The sequence below is a fragment of the Methanobrevibacter boviskoreani JH1 genome, from assembly GCF_000320505.1.
GTDB classification, from domain to species: Archaea; Methanobacteriota; Methanobacteria; order Methanobacteriales; family Methanobacteriaceae; genus Methanarmilla; species Methanarmilla boviskoreani.
This window is the reverse complement of record NZ_BAGX02000023.1, coordinates 90,651-103,606: the sequence shown is the minus strand read 5'-3', so window position 1 is coordinate 103,606 and position 12,956 is coordinate 90,651. Positions and strand designations below refer to the sequence as shown.

The window sequence follows — 12,956 nt, the reverse complement described above, 5'->3', positions numbered from 1 at the left end:
ATCTGAAAATATTTCAAAATTACAAAATAGATTGGATTTTTAAATGATATGATAAAATAAACCATTTGAATAAAAATAAGAAAATAGAAATAATTCCTAAATAAAATAAGAAAATAAACCACCTGAACAAAAATAAGAAAATAAATAGAATTTTTAAAAAAAAAGTAAGAAAATAAATAAGTTAATCAAAAAAATGAAAAAAGGATTATTTAATCCTATTTTTCAATGTTTTTAAAAACTTTCTCCAGTTCCTCTTCCTGGGAAATATCCTCTTGAGCCTTAATTACCCTATTTAAATCTGCTTGTGTTTCAGGATATTTAGGTACAGCTTTACAACCGCCGTCATCTCTTTTGGATATTTCAAAAGTACCGATCTTATCAGCAATACGTGTTGTTTCTAATTTATCCATACCAATCAATGGACTAAGAATAGGCATGTCTACACCATAACGGGAGGATAAAATATTTTGAAGTGTTTGGGAAGCTACCTGACCAACACTACTTCCGTCAACAATAGCCAAAGCACCGATTTCTTTTGCAAGTTTTTCAGCTGTTTTATACATACCAGATTTACATAAAACACAGGTCATCTTCTCAGGACCTTTATTTTTACATGTCTTAAGATATTCCCCATATGGTGCTACTCTTTTTTGAATTGGAACACCAGAGGCATATGTTTGCAATTGATCCACCAAATCATTAAAATTATTTCTTGCATCGGATGTTGTGTATGGACTATTATCAAAATTGAGAGCCGTTACAGCACATCCTCTCTTCATCATCAAATAAGCAGCAACGGGAGAATCGATACCACTGGACATTAAAACTACAACCTTTCCCTGAGTTCCGAGCGGAAGACCTCCAGGTCCGTCAATCTTTTCATGATAGATATAGGTATCATTATCCCTAATTTCAACGAAGATTTCAAAGTCAGGGTCAGATAGGTTTACCTTAAGAGGTATGGTATCAATTACAACGGATCCACAGAATGCCCCGGCTTCCTGAGATGTGAAATCATGATTTCCAACACGCCTACATCTTATTGCAAAGGTCATACCCTCCTTCAATAATCCCTCACTAATCAAGTGCTTGGTATATTCCTTTAATGTTTTAGTTACATCCTCTTTAGTGGTTTTAGTTCTTACTACCGGAGAATAAGACACGATACCAAATATCTTATCTAATTTTTCCAGTGCATCTTCAAAGTTCTCAGGTTCTAGAAATATCCTTCCCTGATCCCTTTTGATATTTCCATCTATTGATGCTGATATATTTTTAACTAATTTTCTCTCAAATCTTAATCTGATTTTAGTACTTTTAAGAGCTAATTCCCCATATCTTATGAGTATTAAATCATAATCCATCTTTTCTCTCCCAATAAATTAACTATAACAATTTTAATTGAATAATACTTCTTATAATAATAAAATAAATATTAATCTTTAAATTAAAAGATAAATCCAAAAACGACTATCACTCTCTTTTTTAAAACAATCATTATTTTATCTTTATAATAATTATAATATTATTTTTAGATATAATATATTTAATATATAAAAATAAACTATTGTTATATATCAATATTATTTATTAGTTCTCTTAATTAATAAGAATATGCTTAATTAATCAAAATTTAAATAATATTAAAAAAATAAGTAAATCTATGAGCGATAAGAATTTACAAGATGAAGATATGGAATATATTTCCAGTGATACATTAGAATCAATTGTAGATGGAATATTTGCTGTAGCAATGACTATTCTAACATTTTCTATTGTTGTACCGGATATGGGACAATTAACTGCTGCAGGACTTCCAATATATCTTGAACAATTAAAATCACAGATATTCTTATTTATTGTATGTTTTATCGTACTTGGAAACAACTGGATTACACAAAGGGAGATTTTATCTTTAATCGAAAAAACCGATAAAACACTAATGATAATTACATTAGCATTATTACTGGGTGTAAGTTTATATCCGATAATTATCACATTAGTTACTAATTTTGGTGAGGAGTTTCCAATATTTGTACAATACTATCATTTAACCAATTTATATATGGGTTTAATACTTGTACTTCAATGGCTTTACATCGTTTCCAAAAGATTACATCTTAAAATAAGCTTAGATTCAAGTTATATAAAAAATGCCAAAAAACTATTTAATAATGATATGAGCATTAGAACCAGTGGATTTGAAACATTTTATTACCCAATCATTATTGTAATTTCACTTGTTGTATCCTTTTGGTATCCTCAACCAAGCCGGTATTTATATATTTTAATTATATTTAAACCTGTGCTAAATAAAATCAATGAGAAATATTACTATAGAAAACTAAGAAAAATAGTTAATGAGAGTCCCTACATTAACAAGATTTCAAGTAAATTCGAAGAATTACCTGAAGATGAGAGAAAATATTTAACGGAATTAGGCAATAACTTAAATAGTTTTGATAGTCTCGAAATTGAAGACAGACATAGAGTCATTGATATTCTAATGGAATTACATCCAAGTCTTAAAGGAAGAATTGAGGAATTTGAAAATATTAAAAAAGAGAATCCCGACTTTGATAGTGATGATACCATAGAGTATTGTGTTAAATTTAAATCTTTGGTTGACTTTTACAAATCATTAGACATAGATATTTCAAAATTAAGAGACAAATAATCATTTAATCTCAAATTAACTTTTTTATAAACTTATTTTAATATTTTTAAAGGATCATAAAATAAAAAAAAGAAATTTAAGTAATCCTGAATTTACCTATTTATAACCCTATCAACATTTCTAAGGAATTATAAAATAGAAAAAGAGAAATAGGCAAGTAAACTTACTTAAAAAAATAAAAAAAAGAAAAAACAGGTTAAAACCTATTGGATTAATGAATATGCCTTATCTAAAGCATCCTCCATTTTATCTGCATTTGGACCTGCACCTTGTGCTAGAGTTGGACGACCTCCACCTCCACCACCAAGTAAACTTGCAGCTTCCTTAATAATGGCATTGATTTTAACACCATCATCAATAGCCTTACCAGATGCAGCACCGACTATTTTTCCGTCATTGTTTCCAATTATTACAACATCTGCCTTATCATTGTCTGTGAAATCTGTTGCAATGTTTTGAAGATCTTTAATATCCCCATCAACAATTTCTTTTAGAACCTTAAGACCATTTACTTCCTCAACATTATTTACTAAAGTACTAATTTTTAAAGAAGCAATTTCTGCTTTAAGTCTTGAGATTTCATTTTTATACTGTTTCCACTCTGTAAAGAATCTTTCACAGGTTTTTGGAAGTTGTTCTGGAGTTACTTTAAATGTGTTTGAGCTTTCCCTTACAATCTCGTTTTCTTCCTGAATAGAATCAACGGCTGCAAGACCTGCGGAGTATTCTAACCTTTCGACTCCATCCTGAACCCTTTCAGTTTTATGGATTTTAATCATACCAACATCACCTGTTTTAGGTACATGAGTACCTGCACAAGCTTGTACATCCACACCAGGAACTTTCACAACACGAATATTGTTACCTGGTACTACACCACCCTGATATAATTTAAGGCCATATTTCTTATCAGCCTCATCCCTTGTAAGCCATTTAATCTCAAGGAGTATATTATCCATAACATAGGAATTTGCAAGTTTCTCAATCTCATCAAGTTCTTCCTGAGATATACGTTTATAATGTGATAAATCTATACGGGATCTTTTAACACCTTTTTGTGCACCTGCCTGCCAAATATGATCGCCCAAAACTTTCCTTGCTGCAGCCACAACAAGGTGGGTTGCTGTATGATGTCTTGCAAGGGAAATTCTTCTATTCCAGTCAATTTCGCCTTTAACGGATTTACCAACTAAAGACTTAAGTTCGCTTTTAAGTGAGTCTAAATCATCATCCCCAGTAGTTTTAATCTGATGGAAAACAACATTATTGATTTTCTGGACATAATCCACTTCATAATCCTTACCGTCACAGGTTAAAATACCAACATCAGCTGGTTGACCTCCACCTTCTGGATAGAAGACAGTTTGATTTAAAACCACATTAAGTTTATCCTTAATTTCCTCAACGCCTAAAACCTCAGCTTCAAACTCCCTTTGAGTAAATTCCTTATAGAACAATAGGTCGGTTTCATGATAATTAAATTCATAATCATCTTTAACTTTTACTTCTTCCTTTTCATGTCTATCTGCTACAATAGTAAAGAAATTATCCGGAATTTCCACTTTAAAATTGTCTCCTGCAAGTTCTTTAACAGTCTCAGGAGGCATACCCTGAGCATCATAAAGACCGATCAAGGTTTCCAAAGGCATTTCAGTTTTTCCCTGTTTTTTAAGGTTTTTAATAGTTCTTTTAACTGTTTTTTTACCTTTTTCAATGGTTACACCATATCTTTCTTCCTCAAGATCTATAATATTCATAATATGTTCCTGGGATTTACTGATTTCAGGATAGAAATCTTTTAGGAAGTCAAGTTGTATTTTCATCACATCGGATAAAGATTCCCTCATGTCCAATTGATTCATATATCTGATTGTTCTTCTTAAGATAAGTCTTGCAAGATAACCTTCCTTAACATTTGAAGGAATGATACCGTCAGCAAGCATAAATGCCAAACAACGTGTATGGTCTGCAATAATATAAATTGCCTCCATAGGCTCTGATGATTTGAGAAGTTCCTCTATACTAATTCCTAATTTATCTGCAACTTTCTGTCTAAGCATTCTTAAATCAGCATAGTCTTCAATATCCATTAAACCTGCTATTCTAGCACTTTCACCTAATATTTCTTCATTAAGTTCAACACCAGTGATCTCTTTAAGTTTTTCAATGACAGGTCCGAAACATGCATCATATGCAGTTGGAGTTCCTTGTGAAATCCAGGCAATACGTTCAAGACCATAACCGGTATCCACTACCTTGATAGGAATCTCTTCTCTTTCACCATTAGCTAAGGTTTTATATTGCATGAAAACAAGTGTAGCAAGTTCTACACCTCTGCACATGACTTCATAACAAGGTCCTTCATTACCTCCACCTTCCCACCATGATGGAATGAAAGTAAGTTCATCTGTATTAATTCCAATACTTGCAAAAAAGTTGTGACATAACTCAATACATCTATCTTCCCAATATATGAAATGATCTGGTTTATTAATTACAGTATGTGAACCCATTGTAAAACAGGTCATATGTCTACCGGTTCTTCCAACATTATCTACATCATTTAATCTAATAGAAGGTTGAGCTATTTCTAAAGGATTAGCAGGAGGTTCTACAATACCTGAGGTAATCCATGGTTGGAAGCAGAAAATAGAAGCTCCAACTAAAAATACATCATCTCTCCATCTTTTAGCTAAGATTGGATAACGAGGTATAGGTGTATGACCTTCCTTTTCTAAAAATTCTTTAAAAGTTTTTTGGATTTCATATAAATCATATGGTTTATCAGTTGCAGGGTTTCCAATAAAATCATATTCATCACATGGAGCATCTCCACATGTATCCCTTTCAACTTTAGAATAGAAATCATGACCACATTTTTTACATGTATATTTTTTATAACCTAATTTGTCAAATATTTCCATTATATCAACTGAAAAAAATCTATTATTAAAAAAAATCTTTTATAAATTAATAATTATAAAAAGTAAAGTTTTATAATATGTGTATATTTCTCTTTTTTAATATTTAATGTTTGATTTTTAAAAATTAATTTTCAAATCAATAGAATAAGAAATATTTAAAATATTACAGGGAAAAAAACAGTATAATTGATAAGTTCTAAAAAAAATCAGTCTAAAATGAACAAATAAGCTTAAAAATCAGAAATTAACAAATAAACAATGAAAAATAGCATTACAATAAAAAGATAAGAAATTAGTTAAAATAAACTAATTTCCCTTTTTTGAAAAAATAAAAGTAAAGTAAGATAACTTACTTAACCGAATAAAGCACCTAAACCAGCAGCTGCTTCTTCTTCAGCTTCTTCTTCACTTTCTTCTTCTTCCTCTTCTTCCTCTTCTTCAGCAGGAGCTGCTGCAGGAGCTGCAGCTACAGGAGCTGCTGCAATAGCGGAAGTTTCAATAGCTTCATCGATATCAACATCTTCTAATGCTGCGATTAAAGCTTTTACTCTAGCTTCGTCGACATCTACGCCAGCTGCTTCGAGTATTTTAGTTACGTTTTCTTCATTAATTTCTTTATCAGTAGTATGCAAAATCATTGCCGCATATATATATTCCATGTTATCACCATTATTCTTTCTTAAATAATCTTTTTTTAGGTTTATTTTAAAACAATAAAAAATTTAAATAATAATATTATCCGAAGAGAGCACCTAAACCTGCTGCTGCTTCTTCTTCAGCTTCTTCCTCAGTTTCTTCTTCTTCCTCTTCTTCCTCTTCTTCAGCAGGAGCTGCAGCTACAGGAGCAGCACTTGCAGCATTAGCTAATTTTTCAGCTAATTCATCATCTAATGCATCATCAGATAATTTACCAGCTAAAGCTAACATTTTACCATTTGCTAATCCTATAATTATATCAGAAGTTTCGGAGTTAAGAATTCCTGCTTCAACAGCAAGGTTAATGGATTTGCTGTGAGCAGATTGAATCATAGTTGCAATAGTTTCTTTAGTAGGTATACCAGCGAAGACAGATAAATTGAATGCTTTCATATATGCATCTTGTACCTTAGCAATGGTTTCTTCTTCGTCAATTGCAAGTACATCTGCAGGATATACAGATCCTTCCTCATAAACTGCGTGTAAATCAATACCAACTTCCATAGGTTTAATACCTAATCTGGTTAAAACACTAGCAACTTGAGGTGAAACAGTATCTCCTTCTTCAACAACAACCGCATCTTTGTCAACTACAATTTTACCTTTATCAATTCTAGCATTTGCTCCAATTTGTTGTAATTCACCTAAAAATGGACCAGGTTCAAAACCAGTATCTCCTTTAGGTACAACAATATCTTTAGCAGCTGTACTACCAGGTTTAGCAGGAGCATCTGTTTTATTATCCTCTAAGATTTTGTATAATCTAAAAGGGTTCATATCGGTAAAAATTAATGCAGGTTGTCCGGTCATATGTTCAGAAAGACCTACAATATTTTCCTTATTTTTATTGCAATCTTCTAAAGCTAAATTAATAAGATTTTTCTTAGATAATCTAATGAGAGCATGATTTGATAAACTTTTTCTCATTTCTTGAAGTTGTTTAGCAGGAATGTTTAATAAATCTACTACTCCAATAACATCATAAGAATCAATTAAATCTTTAATTTCTTTAACTTCATCTTTCTTCCATTCAGCAACGTGAGCCATTAGATCACCCTCACTACTGAACCCATTGTTGTTTTAATAAACATGGATTTAATTTGTTTTCTTCCTTTCTCTAAGTGGCGGTCTAAGATTGCAAGAACAGCTTCCATATTTTCAGCTATTTGCTCGTCAGCCATGTCTTGTGTACCGATTATAATTTGAATAGAAGGATGTTGTTTAACTCCCACTTTAATAGTATTTTGTAATCTTCCTAAAAGTGGAGCTAATTTAGCATTTGCTGGGACAGGTTTTGGCATTTTTTTACGAGGACCAAGAACTGGACCTAAAAATCTACCAACAAGTGGCATCATATCAGCTTGAGCTATGAAAAAGTCAACATTGTCTGCTAACTTTTTAGCTTCTTTCCTGTCTTTTCCAAGTTCTTCTAATCTAGGTTTATCGATAACAAGATCTACACCAGCATCTTTAGCTTGAACAATTAAATCTCCATCAGCAATAACACCGATATTAATGTCTTTTCCACGACCATTAGGGAGAATAAGTTCTTCTTCAAACCTATTTTCTGGCTTTTTGACATCTAAGTCTTTGATATTAATAATCATATCAATAGACTCAGTGAAGTTCCTCGGCTTGGATTGTTCTTTAGCCTTCTTCACCGCATCAATCATTTCTTGTGTCATATAAATCCTCCATGAACATTGTTCATGAGCTTTTTTTGGTTACGAGCAATCGATAATAAAAATAATCATAATAAATAATAATATTAATAATACCGACTACATCTAACTGTATTAACTTAAATTCTAAGTAATACTAGTCGCATATTTCGTATAAAATTAATTATACTAGTACAATTAAGTACTCAAATAATGTATCTTTATTCAATGAACAAAGCTACATAAAATGTTTTTAAACATTTCAAAATAACAGTATATCCACCATAACTTACATTCCATAAATGCTCATTATAATATCATATACACTGATAAATTTTTTCTCAATAAAGATTATAAGTAAACTAAAATCTAGTATCCGTCAAAGACACTATCATACTCTCCAGCATCAAGTGCTTTTTGAGCATCTCTAGGATCTTTACCATCAACGGTAATTCCCATACTTACAGCAGTTCCCATAACCTCTTTAGTTGCAGCTTTATAATCGTTAGCAAGTAATGAATCATATTTCATCCTAGCAATTTTAAAAGCTTGTTCAACAGATAAATCTGCAGCAACTTCAGTACCAGGTTCATGAGATCCTTTCTCAATATTGAGTTCATCCATAATAAGTGCTGTTGTTGGAGGAGTACCAATCTCAATTTCAAATTCTTTAGTATCACTGTCAACAATTACTTTAACAGGAACTTTCATACCTTTGAAATCTGCAGTTTTATTATTGATTTCTTCAACAACTTGCATCATATTAATACCTAAAGGACCAATTGCTGGACCTAAAGGTGGTCCTGGGGTAGCACTTCCACCTTCAACAAGGACCTCTACTGTGTCTGTTGGCATCAGTCAACCTCCTTTTGAATAATTCTAATTTGATCTGCTTCAACAGTAACAGGAATTGGAACTGCAGCTTCGACTAATTCTAAAACTACTTCCTCGCGAGATTTATCAATACGTACTACCTTAGCCCTTTCACCTTTAAATGGACCAGAAATAAGCTCAACAACACTTCCTTCTTTAATAGAGGAAATGATTGGTTCTGGTTTAAGGAATCTTTTTACCTCTTCAAAAGTAATCTGTGAACTACCTTCTACAATACCCCTTAAATGAGGTATTTTCATTGCAGGATTCCTCATATCAATCTTAGTTGAAGCTTCAACCAAAATATAACCTTTTAAAGACTCTGGGACAATAATAGTTTCTATACCAATAAAGGTTTCTGTACCTCGAGTATCTCGAGATCTAGTAGCTAAAATTCTTGCCACATTTCTTTCTTGACCTGCTGATGTTTTAAGAGCATAAATGGAATTTTCATTATCTTCCATGTAATCCACCTATATAATTAAATTTATTATATAATTATAGATTAATTAAGGTTATTATAAAAAATCTAACTTGTATAATTCATAAACATAGTAAATAAGAATACTATCAAAAAAAATTAAAAATCATTATAAAAGTAGATTAATATAATAATATTATATATTTACTAAGTAGTATTTAAATGTTTCAAACACTATATAAATAAGGATTGAAATCTGAAAAAGTTTTTATAAAAAAGAGTTAAGATAAAGTTTTTTATTGAAAAATAAAATTTAGGTATTTAAATACCAATAAGTTGTCCTATTAAAACAATAATAAAACCAATTAAACCGATTAAAATAATACCAATACCAGTTACTTTGGCGAAATTAGTATATTCTTCACCATCCGGTTTTCTAGCTACTCTAAGAACTCTTTTAGCTTCTTTATTAAAATTTTGTAATGAATCTTGAACTGTCATAAATATCCCTACAGAATATTAAAACATTGAAAAATAATTAATCAATAATCAGTATTAAAAATTTTGTAAATATTAACATATAAATATTTGGTTTTTTTTAAAAAATTTAAAATCAGAATAGAAAAATGAACCTAATTAAAATTTATTTATTTTAGAAAATATTAAAAGTTGAATTAATATTTTAAAAAAAAAGATTGAAAATGATGATTAGAATATCTCATCAATGTAGCTACTTAATGGATCATCATCTTCTTCCTCAGAATCATCAGAATGTTCTGGAGTTATTGTTTCATCTTCTTTAGAACCAAATTCATAAGGTTTAATTCCTGAAACAATAATAGTGGTTCTTACCATATTCTGTAGGCTTTCATCGATTTGAGTACCCCAAATAATATTTGCTTCTGGAGCTAACTTATCTGCAACAATTTGTACAATTTTTTCTGCTTCTTGTAATGTTAAATCAGCACTACCAGAAATGTTAATTAAAGCACCTTTAGCATCAGAGATATCAATATCCAATAATGGACTGCTTAAAGCTTCATGTACTGACTCTAAAGCTCTATCTCCAGAATCAGATTCTCCCATACCAATCATAGCCATTCCGGAGCCTTTCATAATACTTCTAATATCTGCAAAGTCAAGACTTACTAAACCTTGTTTAGTAATAAGTTCTGTAATACCCTTTACAGCTCTTCCTAAAATTTCATCAGATACCATGAAAGCTTTGTTTAAAGGAAGGTTTGGAGCAACTTCTAAGAGCTTATCATTAGGAATGACAATAACAGTATCAGATGCTGTTTGAAGTTTTTCTAGTCCTTTTTCAGCATTTTCTCTTCTTTGAACACCTTCAGCTGAAAATGGTAATGTGACAACTGAAACAGTTAAAGCACCTAATTTTTTAGCAATTTTTGCAATAATAGGAGCTGAACCAGTACCGGTTCCTCCACCAAGACCACAGGTTACAAATACCATATCTGCACCATTAAGTCTTTCCCTAATTTCATCTTCACTTTCTTCAGCACATTCTTCTCCAACTTCAGGCATTCCACCTGCACCTAATCCTCCACAGGTTTTTCTACCTAAAAGGATTTTACTATCAGCTTGACTATAGAATAAATCTTGTGCATCAGTATTTACTGTAATTGTTTCTGCACCTTCAATACCTACTTCCTCTAATCTAGAAATGGTATTGTTTCCAGCACCACCAGCACCAACCACAAAGATATTAGCCTTACTGTTGTTAATTATATCGATTAATTCCTCATCTAAATCTGAATTAACATGATTATTAGAAGATTTATTTTCCGTCCTTTGTTCAGATTCTTTAATTGCGTCATCTATAAATTTCACGTATAAACCCCACATTAAATAATTAATATAGTTTTATATTATAATCAAAAAATGAAATAGTAAAATTATCAATCTTTAAAACTGTTAATAAATAAAATTAACTTTCTATCATTTTAAAAAACACCATAATAGAAAAAACCACTTTTTACTATTACAAAATATTAATCTTAAATAATAATTTTAATATCATATATTAAATAATTATTTTTTTTATCTTTTATATGTATAAATATTTTGGTATATTGATAAAAAACGAAATTCGAAAAACAAATAAAAATTTCTAAAAAAATAATAAAAAGAAATAATGTTGATTAGATAGAGTAAAAAAAATTCAAAACAAATGAATTTAAGAAATATTATAAAATAAAAGAGAATAGATAGTATATCTGAATTTAAAGTAATATAGCTTAAAGCTTCAAATATTTTATTCCTAAAATAGAGATTATACAAATAAAATACCAAAATGAATAAATCTATCTAAAATAAATAAACAATTTTAATAAAAAAACATTAATTAGATAAGAAAATTTTACAAATATTCATCAAATAATCTAAAATCCAAATCTAATATAAATATATATTTAATAATATTATAATTATATTATATTTTACAAATAAAATTAATATATTAATTAATTTATAAGTTGATTTTACTATTTTTAGATATTTTATTAAAAAACAAAGGTCCTTTAAATGACAGAAGAAAAACAACCAGATTACAAAAAATCTAAAACAAAAGAAGGCATTCCATATAAATATGTTGAAAATGGGAAATACAATGTAATTCCAATCGAGACAAATTATATAAAACCTAACGAAAACCTTGACAAACTCTTTAATAAAGCCTACCCATTGTTTGAAAATGATGATTATTTGGTAATTGCAGAAACACCAATTTCTGTCTCACAGGGAAGATTAATTGACGAGGCAGAATATACTCCAGGTTTAGGTGCCAAGTTTCTTGCTGGTTTCTGGAGCAAATATCTATGGGGTTATATTTTAGGGTCTCTTCTTAATATTAAACAGAGAACAATCCACAACCTTAGAAGACTTCCTCCAGAAACAGCTAGACATAAACAGGTTATTCTTGATTTATATGGATGGAAACATGCCCTAAAACCAGCTTCAGAAGCAGGTGTTGATTTAAGTAATTCGCCGGGAACTTATGTGTCACTACTTCCAAAAAACCCTCAAAAAGTTGCGGAAGATCTATCTAAAATGGTTCTGGATAAAACTGGAAAAAACGTGAATGTGATGATAATAGACACCGATGCAACCTATATGAAAAATGGTAAATACTTCACAGGACTTCCAACGGCAATTGATGGAATTGAATCCGATAAAGGTGCATGGGGATACACAAAAGGACAATTATCTAAGAATATGGGCTCAACACCACTCGGATCAAGTAAGAAATTATCTGTAGAATATGCCCTTAAAATTGCAAATATTGCAGAGGATTATCAAAAATCACTTTCAACATGTATGGAAACAATTCACAGTGCGAAAAAAGTTCTAAATACAGATAGTGCCGAAGATAGCATAAGTGTTGAAACATTAAACAAGATTACACATACACCTGCAGTAATAATAAGAAAAAGATTAGAATAATATTACACATAGACATAGACCAATAATAAAAAAGATCAAAATAAAAATTTAAAAAATTTTAAAAAACATGATTATACTAAAAATACTTATAAAAACAAAAAATATATTAATAATTAAAACAATATAGATATGTTATAATAATATAATCCAATCTTCTAAAAAAATTAGTGTTTTTTGTTTATATTTTTCTTTTTTTATTTAATAAATCCAAATTATTTCATAAAAATAGCCAATTTCAACAA

Annotated in this window: 11 protein-coding genes; 2 read left to right on the top strand and 9 right to left on the bottom strand. The window is 30.1% G+C overall.

Annotated features, from left to right (window positions below; all coding sequences use genetic code 11):
- Nucleotides 1-215: 215 nt before the first annotated feature.
- Nucleotides 216-1,364: a tRNA uracil 4-sulfurtransferase ThiI gene (gene thiI, locus ON24_RS06715; protein WP_016357879.1), complete on the bottom strand. Its 1,149-nt coding sequence runs from the start codon at nt 1,362-1,364 to the stop codon at nt 216-218.
- Nucleotides 1,365-1,663: 299 nt separating this feature from the next.
- Between thiI and ON24_RS06710 the strand changes: the two genes are divergently transcribed.
- On the top strand, nt 1,664-2,677 hold the full coding sequence (locus ON24_RS06710) for a TMEM175 family protein (protein WP_040682380.1): 1,014 nt from the start codon (nt 1,664-1,666) through the stop codon (nt 2,675-2,677).
- A 203-nt stretch (nt 2,678-2,880) separates the two neighbouring features.
- On the opposite strand, the gene alaS is transcribed toward ON24_RS06710, so the two are convergent.
- The 8 genes from alaS to ftsZ all read right to left on the bottom strand — a co-directional run bounded on the left by alaS (nt 2,881) and on the right by ftsZ (nt 11,103).
- The gene (alaS, locus tag ON24_RS06705; protein ID WP_040682379.1) at nt 2,881-5,601 is read right to left on the bottom strand and encodes an alanine--tRNA ligase; all 2,721 of its coding nucleotides are present in this window, start codon (nt 5,599-5,601) and stop codon (nt 2,881-2,883) included.
- 353 nt (nt 5,602-5,954) lie between these two features.
- The gene (rpl12p, locus tag ON24_RS06700) at nt 5,955-6,260 is read right to left on the bottom strand and encodes a 50S ribosomal protein P1 (RefSeq protein WP_040682378.1); all 306 of its coding nucleotides are present in this window, start codon (nt 6,258-6,260) and stop codon (nt 5,955-5,957) included.
- A 76-nt stretch (nt 6,261-6,336) separates the two neighbouring features.
- Entirely contained in the window at nt 6,337-7,344 is a 1,008-nt protein-coding gene (locus ON24_RS06695; RefSeq protein WP_040682377.1) for a 50S ribosomal protein L10, read from the bottom strand.
- Nucleotides 7,344-7,982, bottom strand: coding sequence for a 50S ribosomal protein L1 (locus tag ON24_RS06690; protein WP_040682376.1), 639 nt, complete (start codon nt 7,980-7,982; stop codon nt 7,344-7,346). The genes ON24_RS06695 and ON24_RS06690 overlap by 1 nt, the downstream gene beginning before the upstream one ends.
- Before the next feature lie 345 nt (nt 7,983-8,327).
- On the bottom strand, nt 8,328-8,813 hold the full coding sequence (locus ON24_RS06685; protein WP_016357873.1) for a 50S ribosomal protein L11: 486 nt from the start codon (nt 8,811-8,813) through the stop codon (nt 8,328-8,330).
- The gene (locus ON24_RS06680) at nt 8,813-9,295 is read right to left on the bottom strand and encodes a transcription elongation factor Spt5 (RefSeq protein ID WP_016357872.1); all 483 of its coding nucleotides are present in this window, start codon (nt 9,293-9,295) and stop codon (nt 8,813-8,815) included. Before ON24_RS06680 ends, ON24_RS06685 begins: the two co-directional genes overlap by 1 nt.
- Before the next feature lie 278 nt (nt 9,296-9,573).
- Nucleotides 9,574-9,753: a protein translocase SEC61 complex subunit gamma gene (locus ON24_RS06675; protein ID WP_040682375.1), complete on the bottom strand. Its 180-nt coding sequence runs from the start codon at nt 9,751-9,753 to the stop codon at nt 9,574-9,576.
- Between the two features lie 207 nt (nt 9,754-9,960).
- Entirely contained in the window at nt 9,961-11,103 is a 1,143-nt protein-coding gene (gene ftsZ, locus ON24_RS06670) for a cell division protein FtsZ (protein ID WP_050553581.1), read from the bottom strand.
- 693 nt (nt 11,104-11,796) lie between these two features.
- Between ftsZ and ON24_RS06665 the strand changes: the two genes are divergently transcribed.
- Entirely contained in the window at nt 11,797-12,714 is a 918-nt protein-coding gene (locus tag ON24_RS06665) for a coenzyme F420-0:L-glutamate ligase (RefSeq protein ID WP_040682373.1), read from the top strand.
- Nucleotides 12,715-12,956: the final 242 nt, after the last annotated feature.